This is a genomic window from Saccharospirillum sp. MSK14-1 (genome assembly GCF_003054965.1).
In the GTDB taxonomy this organism is placed as follows: Bacteria; Pseudomonadota; Gammaproteobacteria; order Pseudomonadales; family Natronospirillaceae; genus Saccharospirillum.
Genome location: NZ_MIES01000033.1, coordinates 516,016 through 539,069 on the forward strand (window position 1 = coordinate 516,016; position 23,054 = coordinate 539,069).

24 protein-coding genes are annotated in these 23,054 nt (G+C 54.8%); 19 read left to right on the forward strand and 5 right to left on the reverse strand.

Features of this window, described 5'->3' with window-relative positions; genetic code table 11:
* Window positions 1–41: 41 nt before the first annotated feature.
* From BGP77_RS11390 to BGP77_RS11435, 10 genes are all read left to right on the forward strand, one after another.
* A complete protein-coding gene (locus BGP77_RS11390) occupies window positions 42–1,901 on the forward strand; it encodes an ATP-binding protein (RefSeq protein WP_108164856.1) in 1,860 nt (619 codons plus the stop codon).
* A complete protein-coding gene (locus BGP77_RS11395) occupies window positions 1,898–3,250 on the forward strand; it encodes a sigma-54 dependent transcriptional regulator (protein ID WP_108164857.1) in 1,353 nt (450 codons plus the stop codon). Before BGP77_RS11390 ends, BGP77_RS11395 begins: the two co-directional genes overlap by 4 nt.
* Before the next feature lie 17 nt (window positions 3,251–3,267).
* Complete coding sequence (locus BGP77_RS11400; protein ID WP_108164858.1) at window positions 3,268–3,732, forward strand: hypothetical protein; 465 nt, start codon at window positions 3,268–3,270, stop codon at window positions 3,730–3,732.
* A gap of 51 nt (window positions 3,733–3,783) precedes the next feature.
* A complete protein-coding gene (locus tag BGP77_RS11405) occupies window positions 3,784–4,224 on the forward strand; it encodes a hypothetical protein (protein WP_108164859.1) in 441 nt (146 codons plus the stop codon).
* A 301-nt stretch (window positions 4,225–4,525) separates the two neighbouring features.
* A complete protein-coding gene (yegQ, locus tag BGP77_RS11410; RefSeq protein WP_255414356.1) occupies window positions 4,526–5,890 on the forward strand; it encodes a tRNA 5-hydroxyuridine modification protein YegQ in 1,365 nt (454 codons plus the stop codon).
* Complete coding sequence (locus BGP77_RS11415; RefSeq protein ID WP_108164860.1) at window positions 5,890–6,144, forward strand: YfhL family 4Fe-4S dicluster ferredoxin; 255 nt, start codon at window positions 5,890–5,892, stop codon at window positions 6,142–6,144. The genes yegQ and BGP77_RS11415 overlap by 1 nt, the downstream gene beginning before the upstream one ends.
* A 78-nt stretch (window positions 6,145–6,222) precedes the next feature.
* On the forward strand, window positions 6,223–6,744 hold the full coding sequence (locus BGP77_RS11420; protein WP_158269351.1) for a GNAT family N-acetyltransferase: 522 nt from the start codon (window positions 6,223–6,225) through the stop codon (window positions 6,742–6,744).
* Between the two features lie 67 nt (window positions 6,745–6,811).
* Window positions 6,812–7,777: a prolyl aminopeptidase gene (pip, locus tag BGP77_RS11425; protein WP_108164862.1), complete on the forward strand. Its 966-nt coding sequence runs from the start codon at window positions 6,812–6,814 to the stop codon at window positions 7,775–7,777.
* Window positions 7,778–7,788: 11 nt separating this feature from the next.
* Window positions 7,789–8,298 (forward strand): GNAT family N-acetyltransferase, encoded by a 510-nt coding sequence (locus tag BGP77_RS11430; protein WP_108164863.1) that lies wholly within the window; start codon window positions 7,789–7,791, stop codon window positions 8,296–8,298.
* A 9-nt stretch (window positions 8,299–8,307) separates the two neighbouring features.
* Window positions 8,308–8,676 (forward strand): hypothetical protein, encoded by a 369-nt coding sequence (locus BGP77_RS11435; protein ID WP_199224267.1) that lies wholly within the window; start codon window positions 8,308–8,310, stop codon window positions 8,674–8,676.
* A gap of 64 nt (window positions 8,677–8,740) precedes the next feature.
* On the opposite strand, the gene BGP77_RS11440 is transcribed toward BGP77_RS11435, so the two are convergent.
* The 3 genes from BGP77_RS11440 to BGP77_RS11450 all read right to left on the reverse strand — a co-directional run bounded on the left by BGP77_RS11440 (window position 8,741) and on the right by BGP77_RS11450 (window position 11,751).
* Window positions 8,741–9,724, reverse strand: coding sequence for a questin oxidase family protein (locus BGP77_RS11440; RefSeq protein ID WP_108164864.1), 984 nt, complete (start codon window positions 9,722–9,724; stop codon window positions 8,741–8,743).
* Between the two features lie 131 nt (window positions 9,725–9,855).
* Window positions 9,856–10,758: a DUF5694 domain-containing protein gene (locus BGP77_RS11445; RefSeq protein ID WP_199224268.1), complete on the reverse strand. Its 903-nt coding sequence runs from the start codon at window positions 10,756–10,758 to the stop codon at window positions 9,856–9,858.
* A 45-nt stretch (window positions 10,759–10,803) separates the two neighbouring features.
* Window positions 10,804–11,751, reverse strand: a complete 948-nt coding sequence (locus BGP77_RS11450; protein WP_108164865.1) for a LysR family transcriptional regulator — start codon at window positions 11,749–11,751, stop codon at window positions 10,804–10,806.
* A 107-nt stretch (window positions 11,752–11,858) separates the two neighbouring features.
* Here BGP77_RS11450 and BGP77_RS11455 point away from each other — a divergent pair, with 107 nt between their 5' ends.
* The 8 genes from BGP77_RS11455 (at window position 11,859) to katG (ending at window position 18,371) form a co-directional block, all read left to right on the forward strand.
* Complete coding sequence (locus BGP77_RS11455; RefSeq protein ID WP_108164866.1) at window positions 11,859–12,107, forward strand: DUF1127 domain-containing protein; 249 nt, start codon at window positions 11,859–11,861, stop codon at window positions 12,105–12,107.
* Window positions 12,108–12,177: 70 nt separating this feature from the next.
* On the forward strand, window positions 12,178–13,053 hold the full coding sequence (locus tag BGP77_RS11460; protein ID WP_233252348.1) for a PhzF family phenazine biosynthesis protein: 876 nt from the start codon (window positions 12,178–12,180) through the stop codon (window positions 13,051–13,053).
* Between the two features lie 92 nt (window positions 13,054–13,145).
* Window positions 13,146–13,784, forward strand: a complete 639-nt coding sequence (locus tag BGP77_RS11465) for an RDD family protein (RefSeq protein WP_108164867.1) — start codon at window positions 13,146–13,148, stop codon at window positions 13,782–13,784.
* Window positions 13,777–14,430: an RDD family protein gene (locus BGP77_RS11470; protein WP_108164868.1), complete on the forward strand. Its 654-nt coding sequence runs from the start codon at window positions 13,777–13,779 to the stop codon at window positions 14,428–14,430. Before BGP77_RS11465 ends, BGP77_RS11470 begins: the two co-directional genes overlap by 8 nt.
* 15 nt (window positions 14,431–14,445) lie before the next feature.
* Window positions 14,446–15,123 (forward strand): RDD family protein, encoded by a 678-nt coding sequence (locus tag BGP77_RS11475; protein WP_108164869.1) that lies wholly within the window; start codon window positions 14,446–14,448, stop codon window positions 15,121–15,123.
* Window positions 15,110–15,451, forward strand: coding sequence for a hypothetical protein (locus BGP77_RS11480; protein ID WP_146171235.1), 342 nt, complete (start codon window positions 15,110–15,112; stop codon window positions 15,449–15,451). The genes BGP77_RS11475 and BGP77_RS11480 overlap by 14 nt, the downstream gene beginning before the upstream one ends.
* A 12-nt stretch (window positions 15,452–15,463) precedes the next feature.
* On the forward strand, window positions 15,464–15,901 hold the full coding sequence (locus BGP77_RS11485; protein WP_108164871.1) for a DUF6314 family protein: 438 nt from the start codon (window positions 15,464–15,466) through the stop codon (window positions 15,899–15,901).
* 295 nt (window positions 15,902–16,196) lie between these two features.
* Window positions 16,197–18,371, forward strand: coding sequence for a catalase/peroxidase HPI (gene katG, locus BGP77_RS11490; RefSeq protein WP_108164872.1), 2,175 nt, complete (start codon window positions 16,197–16,199; stop codon window positions 18,369–18,371).
* Between the two features lie 82 nt (window positions 18,372–18,453).
* Here the strand turns inward: katG and BGP77_RS11495 are convergent, their stop codons facing one another.
* Window positions 18,454–19,401: a FecR domain-containing protein gene (locus tag BGP77_RS11495; RefSeq protein ID WP_108164873.1), complete on the reverse strand. Its 948-nt coding sequence runs from the start codon at window positions 19,399–19,401 to the stop codon at window positions 18,454–18,456.
* A gap of 71 nt (window positions 19,402–19,472) precedes the next feature.
* Entirely contained in the window at window positions 19,473–20,006 is a 534-nt protein-coding gene (locus BGP77_RS11500; RefSeq protein ID WP_108164874.1) for an RNA polymerase sigma factor, read from the reverse strand.
* A 182-nt stretch (window positions 20,007–20,188) separates the two neighbouring features.
* Here BGP77_RS11500 and BGP77_RS11505 point away from each other — a divergent pair, with 182 nt between their 5' ends.
* Window positions 20,189–22,879 carry a TonB-dependent receptor gene (locus BGP77_RS11505; RefSeq protein ID WP_158269352.1) on the forward strand — a complete coding sequence of 897 codons (2,691 nt, stop codon included), beginning with the start codon at window positions 20,189–20,191 and terminating at the stop codon, window positions 22,877–22,879.
* Window positions 22,880–23,054: the final 175 nt, after the last annotated feature.

A 23,054-nucleotide genomic window follows, 5' to 3' on the forward strand; every position in this document is an offset into this window, starting at 1 on the left:
TTATGGCTGCGACGATTGTCGCAGCCTGACCGGGTTAACGGATGTCGCTGAGACACTATTTAACGAACTACCGCTTGCGGTTAACGAACTATCGTTTCTGGGTTCTGGTGATTTTTGCCAGCACTTGTTTGCTGTCCTGGGTGGTTGGTTCCTGGGCCGGCTACCGATTGCTCGAACGCGAGAGCATTCAGGAATCGTTTCGTTACAGTCAGTTGGTTGCCAACGAATTGAACCGGTATCGGCCCATTCCTGAATTAATGGCGCAACACCCCTTGATGCTGGCCGTGTTAGAAAACCCCGACAGCGATCAATTGGTGCTTGAAGCCAACGAAGAAATGAAACAAATGGCCAGCATTGTCGCCAGTTCCGACGTCTATTTAATGGACCGAACCGGCATGACCATCGCGGCCAACAACTATCAGTTACCCACCAGTTTTATCGGCCGTAATTTTGCCTTCCGGCCGTATTTTCACGAAGCCATGGCATCGGCCGATTCGGCCATCTATTTTGCTTTGGGCGTCACTACCGACCAGCGCGGCCTGTATTTTTCACACCCGGTTTTAAATGATGCCGGTGACGCCTTGGGCGTTGTCGCCATAAAAATTCAGGTCACCGATCTGGAAGACCAATGGCAGCGCCCGGCGGCTTTTACCGAATCGGAAATGGTGGTGCTCGATTTAGACGGCATCAGTTTCCTGGCCAGCCGTTCCACCTGGTTATACCGCGCCTTCGAACCCATTACTGAGGCGCGCCGCAGCGCTATTTTTGCTGACCGTCGTTACCACGATGAAGAGCTGGCACCGATGACCATTGCTGATCAGGGCCGGCCATTGGGCGTCAGTGACTTATCCGAGCGGTTATTGATCGGCGCGGGTGATACCGCTCGCCCGTACCTCAGTGTCGAAACACCCTTGCCGCAATTGGATTGGCGCTTACGGGTGCTGATTGGCACCGAGCCCGTGCTCTTTACTCAACTGCAATTTTTAATCGCCGGTACCGTTTTATTTCTCGGTGGTTTTTTAACCTGGCTGTATTTGCGCGAACGCTATCGTCGTGAAGCGGAACTGGCCGAACGTGGCGAGCAACTGGAACAGCGCGTAGCCGAACGCACCGCCGATCTGGAAAGCTCCAACCGCCAATTGTTGGCGGAAGTGGCCGAGCGTGAAAAAGCCGAACAGGTATTAACCGAAACTCAGCAGGAACTCATTCAGGCCGCCAAGCTGGCGGTGCTGGGTCAGATGTCGGCGGGTTTAAATCACGAGATGAATCAACCACTGACTGCGATACAGGCCTACGCCCGAAACAGCCGCCGTTTTTTGGAGCGCGGAGATCGCGAAACCGTCGATGCCAACCTCAGCGAAATTGTGGCCCTGTGCGATCGCATGGCGGAATTGACGCGGCAATTTAAAGTCTTTGCGCGCAAATCCGAAGGCCCACCCAGCCCGGTGGATTTGCGCCAGCCCGTCGATGGGGCGCTGAAGATTATCAGCGCGCAGGACAACAGCGAAGGCGTGACCTTCGATTGGCAGCGACCCTCGCAACCGGCCTGGGTACACGGAGATTTAATTCGCATCGAACAGGTGCTGGTGAACTTAATCGCCAACGCCGTGCAAGCCACCGAAGCGGTTGAGCAACCCAAGATCACCATCGATGTGCATAAAAACGGCACTTGTTGGCAATGCCGAGTGCGCGATAATGGCTCGGGGTTACCGGCCAATACCGAACAATTATTCGAGCCGTTTTTTACTACCAAATCGATGAAGCAGGGTTTGGGTTTGGGGCTGTCGATATCGCGTCAGATCGTTGATGCACTCGGCGGCCGCCTGGTGGGTCAGAACCGCGCCGATGGACAGGGCGCTGAATTTATTTTGACGCTGACGCAGCGAGAGGGCACTGCATGAGTCAACGAGCCGTGGTCTTTATCGACGACGAAGCCGACATCCGCCAGGTGATGGCGCAAACGCTGGCGCTGGAAGAACTGCCGGTCGATTGTTACGCCGATGGTGCCAGCGCCGTGGCTGATTTGTCGGCCGATGAAAACCTCGTCGTGTTGTGCGACTACCACATGCCAGGCATGAATGGTCTGGACGTGTTGCGCGCGGTGCGCGCCATCGATGACGCCATTCCGGTGGTCATTCTGACCGGTCAGGGTGACATCAGCACCGCCGTAGCAGCCATGCAAGAAGGCGCTTACGACTTTATTGAAAAGCCGTTTGATCACGACGAGCTCATTGAGCTGCTCAAAAAGGCGCGGGAAAAACGTCAGCTGGCCTTGGAGAACCGCGAACTGAAAGCGCGCTTGCGTCACTTTGCGCGTCCCGGCCCACGCGTGCTCGGTGAAAGCGCCGGCATGCTGCGGTTAATGACCCAGCTTGACCCCGTGATCGATACCTCCGCCGTGGTGTTGCTGAACGGTGAAACCGGCACCGGTAAAGACGCGCTGGCGCGTTATATTCACGAAAACAGCGCGCGCTCCGATCACAATTACGTGGCCGTCAATTGCGGCGCCGTACCGGAAAATTTAATTGAGAGTGAACTCTTCGGGCACGAAGCCGGTGCCTTTACCGGTGCCGATAAAAAGCGCATTGGTCGTTTTGAACACGCCAGCGGCGGCACCTTGTTTTTGGATGAAGTTGAGTCAATGCCGCTTGGGCTGCAAGTGAAACTGCTGCGCGTTTTGGAAGATGGCAAGATCGAACGTCTGGGTTCCAACACCACCCTCGATGTGGATGTGCGCATCATCGCCGCCACCAAAACCGACTTGAAAAAACTCAGCGACGCGGGCGATTTCCGGGCCGATCTGTATTACCGCCTGAATGTGGTTGAACTGCAAATACCGCCATTGCGTGAACGCAAAGAAGACATTCCGTTGTTGTTCCACCACTTCGCACTCATTGCCGCGGCCCGTTATGACCGCGAAAGTGTACCGTTGCTGCCCGATCAAACCGCGCGGTTGCTGCATCATTCCTGGCCCGGAAACGTGCGTGAACTGCGCAACTTAGCCGAGCGTTATGTGTTAATGGGCCCTGCGGCGCTGGATGAAGCCAACGAGCCAACGCAACCGGAAGTCGCCAATCGACGCACACTGGCGGAGATGATGGATGGTTTCGAGCGCTCACTGTTGCAATCAGCCTTGCGCGATAACCAGGGTTCGATCAAAGACACCATGGTCAGCCTGGGCTTGGCACGAAAGACGCTTTACGACAAGATGCGTAAGCATGGGCTGGATAAAGCGGAGTTCAAAGAGTAATCGGGAGCCACGCATCGATGGTTAAATTACTGTTGTTGGTGCTGGTCATTGCTCTCATTGCCTACTCTCGGTATCGATGCCGCATGGTCAAGCTACACGGCTATTACGATTTTAAGTCGGCCCAGTTTTACCTGATAGATACGCCCAGTGCGTCACCCGTGTTAAGAGTCGCGCCTTTGGCAACGGGCAATATGCCCAGTCATTATGTGATTGAACGGATGGACCCGGTAGAGCCGGTGCTCGATCTGCTCACATCAAAGGCACGCGATTTTACCTATTGTCTTTATACCCGACACCGCACCTTGGCATTTAATTTTAAAGATACGGACAGGCAAGATCCCGGTCGGATCAATCTCACTTTAATCGTTCGCTTGAAAGGCCGTTTTCCGCTCAGCCTGAGGCGCTACAAACCTCAGTACAGCAGCGTTATTCGGTTGTTTCAAAACCTGGATCAACACCTTGAGAAGACCCGTAAAAACTGATGGTTTGTTGTGGGCCTGTAGAGTGTTGTCGATTTATAAAAGGATGTATCAATGCGTAAAGCGCTGATTTTTTTATTACTAACATTCCCGGCGTTATCCATGGCTAATGATTTTTATGTCGGGTTTACGGTTCCCGGTCCTACGCGAGCAGGTCTAATCATTGGTTATCAATTCAACAATGTGAACAGCGTTGAGCTGGGGCTGTTTCCTGGATTCCCAGAAGCGCTCTCTGTCAGCATCGCTTCAAAAACCTATATCGACGAAGAGGATCATTACGTCGTCGCAGGCTATTCAGGGCGGTCAGTGTATGACCGGGGCGAGCGAGGCCCGTTCCTGGCAGTCGGTCGGGAATTTTTTATTGATAGACACAATGCCTGGTCAATGCCTGTAGAAGTTGGTGGTGGTCTGGGGTACAGCGATTCGGATGATACCTGGGGCTTTATGGGGGTCTACAGTTTCGGGTGGTTATATGGTGTTTACCGGCCTGAATAATTGAACGTTCGTTGTACTTAAACGTTGCTTTTTAAGCGATAGAAAATCGCTTTTTTCAAGAAGCATCAGCCCCCGTTAAAGCATCCATCACGACATTCTCGGTCCATAATCTGGCGCTCACCCGTGCGCTGGCCACTGCCCTAGGTGCCGTGCTCAATCACTGGGTTTCAAAGGTCATCGGTGGCATTGAGGTAACGCTGAATCACTCGAACAGCGGTTAAATCGCCGGGATGTTGATCTGGGTCAGATCGGCCTGGCCCGGTTTTCCGTTTAATAGCAGCCCGCTCACTGTCTGTACTGCGTGCCTGAATTGACTCATTTTACCCCCGAACTCCTGTCTCCCGCTGGCAGCCTGAAAAACATGCGCTATGCCTTCGCCTATGGCGCCGATGCGGTTTATGCCGGTCAGCCGCGCTACAGCCTGCGCGTACGTAACAATGAATTCGACCACGCCAACCTGAAGATCGGTATCGATGAAGCCCATGCATTGGGTAAGCGGTTTTATGTGGTGTGCAATATCCAACCGCATAACGCCAAGCTGAAAACCTTTATCCGCGATCTAGCGCCGGTGGTGGAGATGGCGCCCGATGCACTGATTATGTCGGACCCCGGTTTAATCATGATGGTGCGCGAGGCCTTTCCGGACATGCCGATTCATCTGTCGGTACAGGCCAATGCGGTGAACTGGGCGTCGGTTAAATTCTGGGCCGGGCAGGGCATTGAACGGGTCATTTTATCGCGTGAACTTTCGCTCGATGAAATTGCCGATATCCGCGAACACTGTCCGGACACGGAACTGGAAGTTTTTGTGCACGGCGCGTTGTGCATGGCGTATTCCGGGCGCTGTTTGTTGTCGGGTTATATGAACCGGCGCGATCCGAATCAGGGAACCTGCACCAATGCCTGTCGTTGGTCGTACTCCGTTGAACCGGGTCATGAAGACGACACCGGTCAGATCGTGGAGGTCGTTGAGCCAACACTGGGCGAAGGCCCGGTTCACAGCGAACCGGTGCTGATCACCGAAGCCAATCGGTCCGACGAAACCATGACCGCGTTCGAAGACGAGCACGGTACCTACATTTTTAATTCGCGCGATCTGCGCGCGGTGCAACACGTTGAACGCCTCACCCAACTGGGCGTTCATTCGTTAAAGATTGAAGGCCGCACTAAGTCATTCTATTACTGCGCGCGCACCGCTCAGGTGTACCGCCAAGCCATCGATGATGCGGTTGCCGGAAAACCCTTCGATGACAGCCTGATGGGCACCCTGGAAAACCTGGCGCATCGCGGTTACACCGAAGGTTTTTTGCGCCGCCATACCCACGATGCGTATCAGAATTATGACTACGGCCATTCGGTGTCTGAACAGCAACAGTTTGTTGGCGAGTTCAGCGGTGAACGTCACGATGGCTGGGCCGAGGTGATTGTTAAAAATAAATTTTGCAGCGGCGACAGCCTGGAACTGATGACGCCACAAGGCAATGTCACCTTCACACTGCGAGTCATGCGCAATGCTCAGGGTGCAGAAATAGACGACGCTAAAGGCAGTGGTCACCGCGTCTTTATCTCATTGCCGGAAGACATCAATCTGGAATACGCCTTGTTGATGCGCAACTTCAAACCCGGGCAAACCACCCGTAAGGCACAAACTCAGGGCGCAGCCTGATGGCGTTAATGATTAACGAGCGGTGCATCAATTGCGATATGTGCGAACCGGAATGCCCGAACGAAGCCATTGCCATGGGCGATTGGCAGTACCAAATTGATCCAAATTTATGCACTGAATGCAAAGGGCATTACGACGCACCCACCTGCCAGACGGTGTGCCCGATCAGTCGGTGCGTGGTGCCCGACCCCCAGCGTCGCGAAAGCGAGGACGAACTCTTTGATAAATTCGTCGCTCTGCAAGGTCTGATGTGAATAGTAGCGTCACCTGAGTACAGGCTATGATGCCCGCTTCCAACCCAGCGCGGCTGAACAGATGCAATGAACATTCCGGTGCTTGAAACAGAACGTTTGCGCTTGCGAGCGTTCACTCAAAACGACGCAGAAAATTTTGCTGCCCTGAATGCCAACGCTGACTTTACGCGGTTTCTCGGTCAGGGTGAGCCCATCGATGCCGCTGCTAGCTGGCGAGTCATGGCGACCATCGTTGGGCATTGGCAATTACTTGGTTACGGCCTTTGGCTGGTGGAAGAAAAAGACAGCGGACGTTTTGTGGGTCGGGTCGGTTTGTTGAACTTGCCGGGTTGGCCCGGTATCGAAGTCGGTTGGGGCATTGCGCCGGAGTTCTGGAGTCGCGGTTACGCCTTTGAGGCGGCGGTCGCGGCCATGCGCTGGGGCTTTGATGAGTTAAAGCTCGATGAATTAATCAGCCTGATCCACCCCGATAACCAAGCCTCAAAAAAACTCGCGCTGCGGGTGGGTGAACGCTTCCGCAATCAACAGGATGTGGCTGGCAAATGGTGCGACATCTACACCATTGATCGAGCTGAATTTTATCAACGCCATCCGGCTTAACGGATTGGCTTTATCAGCGCAGGTGACGTGCTAGTATCGTCGGTTCACACACAGGCACTGGTGCGTTATGTCCGCTGATACGGTCTTCGATCAAATCGCTTACCCACCCATCGAACCCTACGATTCCGGCATGCTCGACGTGGGCGATGGCCATCAGATTTACTGGGAACGGGTCGGCACACCCGGTGCCAAACCCGCTGTGTTTTTGCACGGCGGCCCCGGTGGTGGTTGCGACGCTGACCACCGTCGCGTGTTTAACCCCGCCCAATACGACGTGCTGTTGTTCGACCAGCGCGGCTGCGGCCGTTCGTTACCGCACGCCGATCTGAACGCCAACACCACCTGGCATCTGGTGGCCGATATCGAACGGCTGCGCGAATTGTGCGGCGTGGAAAAATGGCAGGTGTTTGGTGGCAGTTGGGGCTCAACGTTGGCGCTGGCTTATTCGCAAACCCACCCCGAACGCGTCAGCGAACTCATTCTGCGCGGCGTCTACACCCTGACCAAAGCCGAGCTCAATTGGTACTACCAATACGGCGTTTCAGAAATGTACCCCGATCGCTGGGAGCATTTTATTGCGCCCATCCCTGTCGCTGAACGCGATGATTTAATGGCCGCTTACCACCGTCGTTTAACCGGCGATAACGAAACCGAAAAACTCGCCTGCGCCAAAGCCTGGAGCCAGTGGGAAGGGTCCACCATTTCTTTGCTGCCCGCGCCCGATCGCGTTGAAGATTTCGGCGGCGATCATTTTGCACTCGCCTTTGCACGCATTGAAAACCACTTCTTCATGAACGGCGGCTGGCTCGAAGAAGGTCAATTGCTGCGCGACGCCCATAAACTGGCAGGTATTCCCGGCGTCATTGTGCACGGTCGTTACGACATGCCATGCCCGCTGCGCACCGCCTGGAATTTATCGAAACAATGGACCGATGCTCAGTTGCATGTTGTTGAAGCAGCCGGTCACACCATGGGCGAACCGGAGATTTTGCGTCGCCTTGTTCAGGCAACGGATGCCTTTGCTGATCAATAAACGGAGCAACCATGTCGTCCATCACTGTGCGCCACGCCGAGCTTTCCGACGCTGCGGCCATTCACGCCATTTACGGTGGCGAGCAAGCGTTCGGCAGCACGCTGCAACTGCCGTATCCCGCTTTGCGTACCTGGGAGAAGCGATTGGCCGAACCCAATGCAAGCAGCTATAACCTGGTCGCAGAACTGGATGGTGAGGTGGTGGGTCAGTTGGGTTTACAGCAGTATGTGCAGCCGCGCCGCCGTCATGCCGGCACTTTCGGTATGGGCGTGCGTGCCGATTCACTGCGTCGCGGTGTGGGCCGGGCCTTGATGGAAGCCATGCTCGAACTGGCTGACAACTGGCTCAACCTGACCCGCATTGAGATGGAAGTGTACGTCGATAACGAACCGGCCATTGGTTTGTACAAGGCGTTTAATTTTGTCACCGAAGGCCAAAGCAAAGACTTCGCCTTCCGCAATGGCCAACTGGTCGATGTGTATTTAATGGCGCGCCTCCGCTCGTCATCGTCCGCAAACTAAAGGTTATCCATGAAAAAATGCAGTCTATTATTCACCCTGTTGCTTCTCGTACTCGGCACCGCCCATGCGGAAGGCGGTCGCCAAAGCCGGCTTGAAACCGAACACTACAGTGTCAGCATTACCGTGCATTGTGCTGAAGGGAACGTCACTTGCGATAACGTCACCTACGAAGGCACATCAAAGCGTTCGGGCAGTGCCATTAAACTGAATGGCACCACCTGGCACACCGAATGCGCCGACGGTTCGCCCTGTCGGTTTTTAGGATATCGCTTTGCCAATGGCAACGTTCACTACCGGGTTCACCAGGACGGTCTGCTGGAAGTGGTGAGAGGCGAGTCGGATGTTTTGGTGAGTGAAACCGGGCAATGGCATTACTGATACTACTGACTGGCGGCTGAGTCCGCCGGTTTTAGCGCGCAGGCGCATTTTCCAAAACGACACCCTAGCTCAGCGTTTTATGAACCGCTCGTTCGGCGCAGTGGAGATAAAGCACCTCACCGCTGTGCTGATAAAAATTCAGGCAGGCGGCGACCAGTTTGATGGGGTGATCGTTCATGGTTTGCGTCGCGCGCTGGCGTAACTGCTCGACCGACAGTCTGGGTGGTTCGTTCGGCCACTCCTGTTCCTGCCATCGTAACCCGGTTGATAACCAGGCAATGACCAAGCCTTTCCAATAGGGTTCCAGTAACACCGCAGGCCGTTCCAGCCATTGGCTGAGCCTTGCGATGGCAAGCGAACCGGTGACGCCGTGCAACAGCGTAAAGTTGTCGTGCATCCAGTAAGCCTGGATGGCGAGTTGGCTCAGCGCACCCAGTTCCAGTTGCTGTGGGCGCAATTGAAAGCGCAGTTGCTGGTAGGGAAGCAGGCGGGTGACGGCGAGAAAATCGTCGCTGATGAGCGGGCCGCCATCGATGCTCTCGTCGGGCCAGTCCACCGAATCCAATAGGGTGGGGAACACCTCGGCCGGTGTTTTATTCGCCGGCTGATCCTCGTTGGGGTACGGCAACGGCTGATAGGCCCACACCCAGTAAGCCAGTGCTGCCGCCACTTCTTCGTTGTTGCGATCGTGCACGGCGTGGCCGAGCCGAATCAGTGGGTGGAAGGCGCGGCTGGTTAAACCATCGGCCAAGCCCGGCAGGTAGCGATTGAGCAAATCATCCAGCGGGTAGCGCTGGGTTTGCTGATAGAAATACCGGTACAGGCCGCTGTAATTGGTTTGCCGCCCGAGCCAGCCTTGCAGCACGGTGTCGTCAGAAATGTCGGTGGGTGGTTCGGTAATCGGCTGTAATTTGGCCTGGGTGTGTTGTTGGTAACGGCGCACGGTAAGTTCACTGGCGCCCAGTTCATTCAGCGCACTGACCACCATGGGTTCGTGGTTGGTCAGGCCGTTGGCCAGCTCCGGGTGGTCGATGGGCAGTGGGTTCATCAGCGCATCCTCGTCGCTTAAGACGCCGTTATTAAAAAACGACGGCGTTCGAATGCGAATCGGATTTTATAAAAGGGGGCGATAGCGACAACCAATATCCGGTCGGTTGCCGCTCTCGAACGCTGTGCAGATTACTGAGCGAACGACGTTGCCAGACGTTCGGCTTCGTCGCTGTGCAGATAATTCAGCGGCGAGACGATCTCGTAGTGAGGGTTATTGGCGAGTAGTTCCTGCAACACACCCACGTGCAACTGACCAAAAATAACCAGCACCCGCTGCGCACCCGACGCCAGTTGCGCGTTCAGAATATTGGAATAAATATTCAGGTTGCGCTGGTAAAACAGACCGATGAATTCGGCGCCAATATAGTCGGTGTTGACGCCCTCCATATCGATCTGTTGCTTGGCGTTCTCGTTGAAATCGCCGTGCATCACATAGGCCGGCGTGTTGAACAGAATGCGATGCGTAAAGCTGATGGTTTGCGGTTGGTTCATCAACGTCAGGTAATCGTAGAGCGACAGTTCATCGTTTTGCACGGCCTGAATCAGTGGGCGAATGTTGCGCTGTAAATTTCCCAGAGCAGCCTGATAGTGCTCAATATTCTGACCGCTGTTTAATGCCGACTGCGGTGTATAGGCGTAAAAATCGGCGGCGGTGAGGTCGTTTAATTCAAGTGTTTGTGCCAGTTTAAAACCCAGCTGGTAGCGTTCACTGCGGCCATAAGGCTGGTCGTTAATCGACAGCTCGCCGTTTAAATACGCCTGATAGTCGTCACTCAGTTGCGCTTGTTCGCCGCGTTCAGCTTCCAGCATGATCTGCTGCGGCGCAAAGGCGGCGAGGTCGTCACGCAATGCGGCCAGTTCGTTTTGTTTTTTGGTGCTGTAGACATCGGACTGCGGGCTGTCGTTGTAGAGTTGATGCAGGTGATCGACACCGAGCAGCATAATTTGGATGGGTTCGTCGGCCAGTGTTAGAGCCGGCCTCAAGCAACAGATAACCGTTAGCAGTGCAGCGCTGCCAAAGCGCAAGACCATGGTGTTCTCCTTGTTGATTAATCCTTACTGAGCGCAACGCCGCGCTTAGGCGGCGTGGCTGGATTCGGTGTTGTCGGTGTGCGTGTCGTGGCCGGCCGTTTGTGTCGACCAGAGCTGTTGTGCCAGCTCGATGACGGACGCCAGGGTTTTGCGGTCTTTGCGGTCGCGGCGAATCACCAGATTGAGCCCAGCGGTTATGGGTTTGTCTTTCATAATGCGCACGCTGCCGCGATCTTCCCAGTGCTGCGACAGTTCCTTTTCCACCACGCCATAACCCAGACCGGCGCGAATCATCGACAGCGTTACGTGCTCGTCTTCCGACGACGATACCACCTTGGTTTGTTCGCGTTCATAACCAATGATGCCGGGCATCAGGTGCGATACCGGGCAATTGCACGACGCCCAGATCCACGGCAGCTGGCGGCGTTCTTCGGCGGTGGCGGGCAGCGCCTCGTGGCCGCAATCGGGCGGGCCGACCACGCAAAATTCAATGTCCGCGAGGCGGATGGGCAGCACCGCTTCGTGCTGCGGGTCGCCGTACATAAAGCCCAGGTCGAGCTTACCTTCGCGCACTTGGTCCGCAATCATGTAAGAGCTGCTGGTGACCAGTTCCAACTGGGCTTCGGGCAGATCGCGCGCGACCTGACGCAGCAACTGATCGACCTTCAGGTATTCCGGCGGTGCGTTCAAACCCAGCAATAAAGTGGTGGGTTTTTCGGTGCGCAGCGACCGGGCAATTTCATCCAGTTCGGCAATTTGCATCAACGCCTGGCGCGCCGGGGGCAGCAACTTGCGACCCTCGGGCGTCAGTTCCATGCCGCGACTGGAACGGTCGAACAGCGGCACCCCAAACTGCTCTTCCAGTTGACGTAAGTGTTCGCTGACGGCCGAAGGCGTGGTATGGCGCTGCTTGGCAGCGCGCGTCAGGTTGCCTTCGTCGGCGACCAGCACGAAGGAGCGGAGCTTATCGAGCTTGATGTTGTTGATGTTCATGTTTTACGAACGCCTCCTTCGCCAAAGACTGATGGATAAAGCCACTATAGAGCACTTTAATAGCAATTGCAGGGTGATCTCAATTCATATTTCATGGAGGTGGAGCGATGAACACTGCATGGCTGGATTCTCACGAAAACCGGGTGGAAGGCGCCGTTGAACACGGCCAGTCCGTTGTTGTCAGTCGATTGAAGCGGGTATGGGCCACGCTGAGCGAGTGGCACCGCCGCTATGAATCACGCGCCCGCTTGCGCACCGAGCTGATCGTGATGAACGTCAGCCGGGTGGAAAAAGACGCTGGCCTGACGCCCGGAACCTTACGCCGTGAAGCCAGTAAGCCGTTCTGGAAAGAATGAGCGATCTGGATCACTCTGCCGATCGACAGATCATGGCCAGACGGCACGTCGGTCGACAGAGTTCGGAACGATGAAACACGAGCAACCGCAGGAAACGTTGATGTTGGCAGGACAATTAAAACGCTACAGCGCCTTTACGGATCGTCCCGAAGGCGGCAACCCGGCCGGTGTTTGGGTGGGTGAAACCCTGCCAACGGCTGAACAAATGCAGCAGATTGCGGCGGAAGTGGGTTACTCCGAAACCGCTTTTATCGCACCCGCCAGCGGAGCCCGACGCACGGTTCGTTACTACAGCCCGGAAGCGGAGGTGCCGTTTTGCGGCCACGCGACCATCGCCTCGGGTGTGGCCTTAGGGCAACGTGAGGGTTCTGGTAACTATTTGTTTTCAACCCGAGCGGGCGAGGTGAGCGTTCAGGTAGACGAGCAGGGCCAGCGTTACACCGCGGCCTTAACGTCAGTAGAGCCAAGATCTGAAACAGTTTCGGCAGAGGTTTTGGAAAACGCTTTACAGATATTGGGCTGGCAAGCGTCAGACCTGGATGAGCGTATTCCTCCTCGACGTGCCTATGCCGGTGCCTGGCATCTGGTGTTGGCGGCGAAAGACGCTTCGCGGCTTGAGCAACTGAACTACGACTTTGATGCGCTGAAACATCTGATGGAAGCCGATGGTCTAACCACCTTGCAGTTGATCTGGCGCGAGTCAGACACCGTGATCCATTCTCGCAACCCTTTCCCGGTTGGCGGTGTGGTTGAAGACCCGGCAACCGGTGCCTCAGCCGCGGCCTTAGGGGGTTACTTGCGAGAAATCAACGCATTGTCGGCCATGCCAGCGCAACTGACCATCCATCAAGGCGTAGCGATGGGGCGGCCCAGTTTGATCACCGTGGCTGTAAAACCGACGGGCGGTATTGTGGTGTCGGGTGGAGCGGTGGATATTGAGGCCTGATCTTCGCGCAGGAAATAATGAGTAGGGTCTTGGTTTGGGCATGACCCTGTGCTCCAATCGGCTAAACATGGGAGCTGTGTTAGAGATTGTTCATGCCCGAAATACCGTCTGATGGGGTTCGCACTGATTTATTTGCCTCACCCTGGAAACGCTATTTAGCAGGAATTGTTGACTATTTTCTGCTGTACCTGGTGTTTAAAGAGATCTACTCGCACATTTGGTGGCTGACGGCTCAAACCGAACCTTTTTTTTGGAGCGATTACGGTTACTTACTTCGGGTGGGATGGTTTTTTGTTTTTTTCTCTCTTTATAAAACGATTTCTTACCTCTGCTTCAGCGCTACACCCGGTCAGCTTCTGTTCCGGTTGAAAGTGGTGAGTCTGACTGGTCAACCATTGTCTGTGTATCAGGCAATCCGACGGTCGGGTGTTGAACTGGGGATTGTAGTGCTGACGGTTATGGCCACGCTTGTATTTTCCTACATTCACTATCAGAACCATTACAGTGAGGCGAGCCGTTTTATGAGTGCTGCGGAAACGACTCTTAATCCGTCGATGATGGTCAGTGCGTCTACTTATTTTATGTTTAAAATGGCGCCTAGCGTCTGGTTGTTGCTTAATTCAGTCGCCATTATATGGAAGGGAAAGCGACGTTCCTTTCGAGACCGGCTTGGGAAAACGTGCGTGGTTAAAGCGGGTAATTCCATAGAACGAAGCGCTGTCGATGAGTGAATCTGTATCTGCTCAGCCATCTAAAGATTTGGTTTTAGACTATATCGCACCGCGCTGGCGGCGTTTTCTGGCTGCATTCATTGACGGGTTTATATTGCTTATTGTGGCCAGTGATTTAAACACGATGATACTGGATACCGCCCGCAGATCTCATTGGCAGCTATTTGGTGAGCTGTATGATTTGATGATGTTGCTGCTGGTGTTGTTACTCTTTTCTGTCTATTTCATTTATGAGTTTTGCAGTCACATAACGCTGGGCTCGACACCGGGCAAGAAGCTTTTTGGGTTGGCGGTTGTTACTGCGCACGGAAATCAGTTAAGTAAAACGCACCTTCTCAAACGGTCGATGGCTGAATTGATGGTCACCACTGTTGCCTTATGTACTTTAGCGTATTTTTGTTGGGTGTTTTTCTTCGTGTACGAGGGCGGACAGAATCCTTTTTCGACGGGTTATTTTGAAAAACGGTTTTATTTTAATCGTCAAAAAATGATCGTCGAAATCATTGCAGCGTCTGTATTGGCAGCATGGCTATTCGGTAACTTAGTGCTGTTGCTATTCGGCCGTCACCGGCGTTCCTTGCACGACCGCATTGCCGGTACGTTTGTGATTAACGAACGTAAGCGTAGGAAACTGCAACGCTCATAACACGAATCCATTTTGATGGGTGCCGTGTTGGATGATTTACAGGGGAAAAAGATGGCCGGTCTTAAAACAGAAACAGTGGTTTTTGAATGGTTTGCTGCGCCATGGAAACGCTATTTGGCGGGGCTGATCGATTGGCTTTTTTTGGGTGCAATATGGATTATGTTGTATCTGATTTTGATCGGTCTGCTGTATTCCCTCTGGCCAATCATGTTATCGCGTTATTTTTACCTCTTGGTTATTGCTGTCTTATATCTCGGTTTTACGGCCTTCAAGATAGGCGGACATTTAGCCTTTGGTGCAACGCCCGGAAAGTGGGTGCTCGGCTTGAGTGTTGTTTATTCATCCGGTGAGCCCGTTCTTTTTTGGGGTATCGTGCGACGCTATCTGGTGGAGCTGGTTATCGTGGCGGTGGCTGTCATTCTGATGGGCTATTTGTACTGGCAGCAGTGGCAATTGGAAGCAGCATCGGCGTCCTACCAGTCGGTCGAAGTGCTAATGCAAAATGCTCAGAATGTTGAAAATAACCGCACCATTCAGACGCTGATGCAGCGCATACCAACCCTTTGGCTGATGATTAATTCAGTCTTACTGGGCATGCATCGGCGTTACTTGTCTGTTCGCGATCGTATTGCCAATACCGTCGTGATTGACCGGCGCAAAATGAAGAAGGCCAAGGCCGGTGAAAATCCATAGCACCCTGATCGTTATGATGGTTTGTCTCTCAGCCTGTACCAACGACCCGCCACCGCTATCAGATTGGCAAGGCCGCTGGTGGGGGCCGGAAGGCACTTATCTGGATATCGCCGGTGGCCCGGAACAATTTCAACTGACCATTGCCAGTCTGGATGGACCGGTGGATTACATCGGAGTTGCGCAGGGTGATCAGATTTTGTTTGATCTGAATGATGAGTCCGCCACTATTTATGCCACCGATGGTGAAGGCACGGGCATGAAATGGTTAGTGGATAATGAACACTGCCTGAAGGTTGAACCCGGTGATGGTTACTGTCGCGATGAATGAAAGTGAAGGGTTATGTTTGAGTTAAACGCGACTGAATTACTGAATTATTTTCGCGGCCAGTGGCGCTTGCAGCGTGAGGTGAGCGATCAACCGGCGATGATGGGCATCGCCGAATTTACCGACAACGCTGTACACAAATACCAGCTGGATTATTTGGAAAAACTCTCCTGGCCGGGTCCCAGTGGTCAGGCCATTCATGCTCAGCGGGCTTATACGTATCGTCGTACCGACTCTGGGTTGACGATCGATTTTGCCGACGGCGTCAGTGCCGGTGAATTATTTTTGGCCTTCGATTTTACGCGGGCGCACGAACTGATATCGCATCATCTGTGCATTGCCGATCATTACGACGGACACTTTGTGTTTCACTCGGCCGATCGCTTTGAGCTGAGTTTTCAGGTGGTGGGCCCGCATAAGGATTATCAGATCACCACGCTGTTTGATCGCTGAGCGGCGGTTTTGGATTTTAACCGTTGGATTGCTTAGACAACCTCTTTATCTCGCCGGACTTTTTAAGACCCTTTTCTTGTAAAAACCTCGATGACCGGACGGTCATCCGGCTGTCATTTTTGCTGGTGAACGGCGTCTGAAGGCCGCTGTGCCGGCGCTCTCCCATCATTTAAGTTAAAAGCTATCGACTACTTAAAGATCATAAATTGGAGTAATTGACGCCCGAGCGACTATACCTATAGTCCCACGACAGAGTTGTTTCGTGAGAACGCAAACACCCACAGGAGAGCGCATCATGACCGACAACAACAAATGCCCGTTTAATCACGCCGCAGGTGGCGGTACCACCAATCAGGATTGGTGGCCGAAAAAGCTGCGGCTGGACATCCTGCATCAGCACACCCGCAAATCGAACCCGATGGATGCTGATTTTGATTACGCCGAAGAATTCAAAAAACTCGATCTGGCGGCGGTTAAATCGGACCTGCACGCCCTGATGACCGATTCCAAAGACTGGTGGCCGGCCGACTTCGGTCACTATGGCGGCTTTATGATTCGTATGGCCTGGCACAGTGCGGGTACGTACCGCGTGCAAGATGGCCGTGGTGGTGGCGGTACCGGCAACCAGCGTTTTGCGCCGCTGAACAGTTGGCCGGATAACGCCAACCTCGATAAAGCGCGTCGTCTGCTGTGGCCGGTCAAACAAAAATACGGCAATCGTATTTCCTGGGCTGATTTGATGATTCTCGCCGGCAACGTGGCACTGGAATCCATGGGCTTTAAAACCTTTGGTTTTGCTGGCGGCCGTGAAGATATTTACGAGCCAGAAGAAGACATTTATTGGGGTCAGGAAAAAGAGTGGCTCGATGATGGCCGTTACACCCAAGACCGCGATTTGGAAAACCCGCTGGCGGCGGTACAGATGGGTTTGATCTATGTGAACCCCGAAGGCCCGAATGGTGAGCCGGATCCGGTTAAAGCGGCGGTGGACATTCGTGAAACCTTTAAGCGCATGGCGATGAACGATGAAGAAACCGTTGCGCTGATTGCCGGTGGCCACACCTTTGGTAAAACGCACGGCGCGGGTGATGCGGCCTTGGTGGGTGCTGAACCGGAAGCCGCTGGCATGGCCGAGCAGGGCTTTGGTTGGACCAGCAAGCACGGCAGCGGTAAAGCCGGTGACGCCATTACCGGTGGCCCGGAAGTGACCTGGACCACAACGCCGACGCAGTGGAGCAATAATTTCTTCGAAAACCTATTCGGATTTGAGTGGGAATTAACGACCAGTCCGGCCGGTGCCAAACAATGGGTGGCAAAAGACGCCGGTGAGATTATTCCCGATCCGTTCGACCCATCGAAGAAGCGTAAGCCAACGATGCTGACGACGGATTTGTCGCTACGGTTTGACCCGGCGTACGAAAAAATCTCGCGCCGTTTTTATGAAAACCCGGACCAGTTTGCCGATGCGTTTGCGCGGGCCTGGTTTAAATTGACGCACCGCGACATGGGTCCAAAAACGCGTTACCTCGGCCCAGAAGTGCCGCAGGAAGATCTGCTGTGGCAAGACCCGATTCCGGCGCTGAACCACCCGGTGGTCGATGAAGCCGATATTGCCCAGCTGAAACAGAAGATCCTCAGCTCGGGTCTGTCGATTCAGGAACTGGTAGCCACGGCCTGGTCGTCTGCTTCCACCTATCGCGGTTCCGACATGCGTGGGGGTGCCAACGGTGCGCACATTCGTTTGGCGCCTGCGAAGAACTGGGACGCCATTGAACCGAAGCAAGCCGAGAAAGTGCTGAAGAAACTGGAAAGCATTCAGGGCGAATTTAACAGTGCCCAGTCCGGTGGCAAGCAGGTGTCGATGGCTGATCTGATTGTGCTTGGGGGTTGTGCAGCGATTGAAAAAGCGGCGCAGGATGCTGGTCACGGCGTCACCGTTCCGTTCACTCCGGGTCGGATGGATGCGACGCAAGATATGGTCGATGAAGAAAACTTCGACTGGCTGGAACCTTTTGCCGATGGTTTCCGCAACTTCCAGAAGAAGAAGTATGCGGTACGTGCTGAAGACATGCTGGTCGACCGCGCTCAGTTACTGACCTTAACTGCGCCGGAAATGACAGCGCTGGTCGGTGGTCTGCGCGCGCTCGATGCCAACCACGGTGGCAGCAAGCACGGCGTGTTTACCGATCGTCCGGGCAAACTGACCAACGACTTCTTTGTGAACCTGTTGAGCATGGACACCGAATGGTCGTCCACCGATGCGGATGAATCTGAATTCGTCGGCAAAGATCGCAAAACCGGTAAGCAGAAGTGGACTGGTACGCGCAACGATCTGGTGTTTGGTTCCAACGCTCAATTGCGGGCCATTTGTGAAGTCTATGCCGGCGCCGATTCTGAGAAGCGCTTTGTGAATGACTTCATCAAAGCCTGGGATAAGGTGATGAACCTGGATCGTTTTGATCTGAAATAAACCGTTCATCGGTGCGCTTCATTGCACGGAATGAAACGTCAAAAAGCGACGCCTTGAGCGTCGCTTTTTTTATGCCGGATGATTAACGAGTGGGGCGGACGATCAGCAGGTAGTCGGTCAGTCGAATCAGTTGGTAATCGTTCAACTGCGCCAGTGTTTGCAACGCATGAATGGGATCGTCTAACGAAAAATTACCGCTGACGCGCTGCTGCGGTTGTTCATCACCGAGCAGCACAATCACACCGGGCACATAACGTCGCACTTCATTGACCACGCTGCTCATGCTGCGGTTGTAGACCACTAAGCGACCGTTGATCCAGCCAAAATCTTCCGGGCCGACACCCACGCGAGCGACGTCAATGTCGTTGGCGGATGTTTGTGCCCAGTCGCCCCCTTGCAGCTGTTCTTCGTCGAGCCCTTGATGGGCAACGGCGACCAGGCCTTCGGACACACTGACGCGAATGCCGTCGTCCAGGGTGCGGACGTTGAATGACGTGCCCAGTACGCTGACCCGGGAATCACCACTGATGATGGAAAACGGCCGGTTCACGTCGCGCGCAATTTGAAAATAGGCTTCGCCTTCGTGCAGCTCAACGCGGCGCTCGTTGTCGCTAAAGTGGGTGTCCATGTCGGTGCGGCTGTTCAGGGTGACGATGGATCCATCGCTGAGTGCAATTTTCTGACGTTCGCCTGCGGATGTCTGGTACTGAGCTTGTCCCACCAATTGCAAGCTGACGCTCAAGGTGACAACCACCGCTGCGGCTGTGGCCAGGCTGAGCCATTTCACGGATTTAAATGGGTGTGCCGAGGAAGGTTGGTCGGGCATATCCAGTTGTCGGGCCGCGGCCTCCACCTCAGGTGACAGCCAGAGATTTTTGGCCTGCTCATATGCACGGCGGTGCGCCTCGTTTTCATTCAGCCAACGCAAAAAATCAGCCTGCTGTTGTTTGTTCGGCTGGCCGCCCTGATGCAGCGCAAGCCATTCGATGGCGGCATCCAAAGCGGCGTCAGATGGGGTGTTATTGGTCACAGGCAGTCTCGGGCACGGCAGCTAAAAGAAGATCGGGTTTGATAGTTAGACGTTGCAGACTAAACAATCCGTCATTTTTCTGCACGTGAGAGTCGCTTAATGCAGTAGGTCATGACCAGTTTGACTTCTTTTTGCACGGTACTTTCCGAGGTGCCCAGGTGCTCGGCAATGCGAGCGTGGCTCCAGCCCTGGATGCGGTTGAGGGTAAACACCTGACGTTGGCGCTCGGTCAGTTGGTTGAGTGATTCCACCAGCGCGTCGACCCGGCGTGTATCGGCCAGCGTTTGCTCGGGGCTCGGCAGGGCACTGGGATGATCGTCCGGGTCGGCGCTTTCCTGCGGGTCGGCCGATAGTGGACCACCGCTCTGTCGTTTGAGCTGACGCAGATAGTCGAGCGCCAGATTGCGTCCGGTTTGAAACAGAAACCCCTTCAGATGATCGATTTCCACGCCCTGCATTAACGATTGTCGCACCTTGAGATAGGACTCCTGAGTCAGTTCTTCGGCCACGGCCGCGTTGTCCACCAGTCGATTGAGCCGGCTGATCAGCACCGCTCGCTGGGCGATGAAGACGGCATCAAATTGTTTGTCGGGGCTATCGGCCATCGGGCTTGGTTTCCATTGGGTCGCGCCGGGTGTGCAGAGAATTTACGGATTCGCGGAACCGGGTCGTCATCAATAGTAACGATTCTCATTTGTATAGGATAGACCCCTTGTTCACCCCCGACTACCGCAGGGGACTTCTCTCTGCGCTCCGGCCGTGCTCCTGGCTGATGGTGCTTTGCTACGTGCTCTTCCCGTTCGTTGTTGCCTCTGAAGAACCCGATTCCGCAAGTTCAGTGTATCGCTTTGCGCTCAGTGCCGGCCCGTTGGCCAACAGTCTGGATGCCTTTGCTGCGCTGACCGATTGGCAGGTGGGTTACAGCACGGAGCTGGCGCAGGGCCATCTGGCACCGGCGGTGAATGGCGACATGACTGCGGCGTCGGCGCTGCAATTGCTGTTGTCCGGGACCGGGCTTTCATTTGAGTTTCGTGGTGGCAATACCGTGGTGCTGGTGCAGCAAAACAGCAGCGGCGATTCGTCGGTGTTGCCTGCGGTGGTGGTGCGTGGCGATGTGGACCCGCCAGAGCGGGTGTTCGATGAAGGGGCAGGCACCTCTGTGGTCGGCCGCGAAGCGATGGACCGCACCGGGCCGCGTCATGCCAGTGAAATCTTGCAGGCAACGGCCGGGGTTTTAACGGCGACCAACGAACAAAACCCCAGTGTGTCGGTGAACATCCGTGGCCTGAAAGACTTTGGTCGGGTCAATATGAACATTGATGGCATGCGTCAGAACTATCAGCGCAGCGGTCATGGTCAGCGCAACGGTGAGATGTTTTTTGATCCGGAATTTCTCAACGAAGTCGAAATTCAAAAAGGCGCCTATGCTGGTGCGGGTGGCGCGGGCGTAACGGGTGGCGTGGCCACCTTTACCACGCTCGATGCGGAGGATTTGCTGGATAACGGCGAACGCTTTGGTGGCAGGGTGCGCGCAACGACAGGCGTCGGCGACTGGGGTAACGGACAGCAACCGTCGGGCTCAACGCTGTTGGCGTTGCGTCCCAGTGCCGATACCGAGCTGCTGTTGGGGTACAGCGTGCAGCGCAGTGAATCCTATCGGCCCGGGCAGAATGGTCAGGCCGTGTACTGGGGGCAGTCGGAAGATCTGTATCCGGATGCGTCGGTTAATGTGGTTGAGGCCACCGATCAGCAGGCGCATTCCTGGTTGGCTGAAGGAAGCTGGTATCTGGGGGATGACCTGACGCTCAAGCTGACGGCGTTGGGGTCGGCGATGGCTTACGGTGAAAGCCAGTCGATTAACAGTGCGATGCTTGAGGATGCGGGTTATTACGATCAGTACTGCGATCCGCCGATCAGCGATTACTGGGCCAATCATGAGCTTTGTCAGTCCGACCCGGGAGATGAAGCGCTCTATCAGGTCAGTAACGACAACCGCACCTTGACGCAAAACTACGCGCTGGATACCCACTATAACCCGGTCGGGGGCGCCATCGATTTATCCACCAAGCTCTATTGGGTGTCGACCAAAAACGACAGCGCATCGACGCTGAACGAATACACGCTAACGACACGCACCGACACTCTGGGTGCCGTGGTGCAAAACCGATCGGCGTTGGAGCTGGGCGCGCACTGGCTGGATTTTAATTACGGCGTTGAAGCGTTCCGCGATGCCAATCAACCGGACGTCGATTCGTATCAATTAACGGCGTCGCAATCCCAGGCGCTGGCTGACGCAACGCCTCAGGGTCAGCGGTTACTGGTCGGCACCTGGCTGGCATCGGACTGGGAATACCAGCGACTGACGCTCAGCCCGGCGCTGCGCTGGGAAGCTTATCGGTTGTGGGGCGAAACCGGTTTCAACGATCAGGATGATCGGCCGGATTCCGACGATCAGGGTGAAACCCTGTGGCAATTCCAGCACTTTGATGTCGACCGCAACGACACCGCCTTTTTACCCTCCCTTGGGGCGGCTTTTGATGTTATCGACGGCCGTCGGCAGCAGCTGCAATTGTTTGCCAATGCGGGGCTTTCCTGGCGCCCACCGCAGATTACCGAAACCCTGACGTCCAGCGCCGTGCCGTTTCATTCACCGCCCGTTGTTACGATTCCCAACTGGCGTTTGGAGCCGGAACGGACCACCAGTTGGGAGGCGGGGTTTAACGTCAGTCTCAGCAGTGAGGATGAACAGAAACGCTTTAACCTGAAGCTGAACCAGTTTTATAACCGTACCGAGCATTACATCGACTACGTCATGTTTGTGAATCGCCCGGGCGATGTAGGTCAGCCGCCTGTCAGCGCACCCAGCGCCTACGCCAATGCGTTAAATGATCGAATATTTCTGGGTCAGGAACTGCAACTGGATTTTCAGTGGCGGCGTTTTTATGGCGGGTTAAACGTGACGCATACCGAGCAAAGGGCGAACCCCGGCAGCCCGTTTAATGAATCGGATCATGCGCTGGTCTTTCCCGCCTGGCCGTTGGGCGGCCCGGAAGGGCAAAGCCCTGATAGTTATTGCCCCGACCCGGATGGCGATTACGACACCGATGGAACCTATCAAGGTGTCTGCGCGGTCGGCGGTAATTTGTATGCCCCGCCGGTACCGGAGTGGACCGGACGACTAACGCTGGGAACCCGTTTGCTGCAACGCCGGCTGGACCTGGGATTGAACCTGACCTGCGCCAGCCAAACCGGCGATTACCGCTATCAGGACGGCGAAGAATCCGGTGAAAAAATCGGGCTGGCCGAATATTGCGTGCTGGATCAATACGGCACTTACCAATGGGGTGACAGCCTGAGACTGGGGTATCACCTAAAGAACGTGACCGACCGCGAATACATTCAGGCGATGGGCGATGGGGTGGTAAAAACCTACGCTCCCGGTCGCACCCTGACCGCCAATGTGCAATGGACTTTTTAAACCCCAGGCTGATGCGAACCGTCCGAAAACCCGCCTTAAAAAATTTTAGAAAAATAATTACGGATTCAAATCGCCTCTTCGTCTAAATAGTAACGATTCTCATTAGCTTGAGTTGAGTGTGAAGCCGAGCGGCCAGGCAGGGATGCGTTCTGGCATCGGTCAGAGCGTCTAAGGA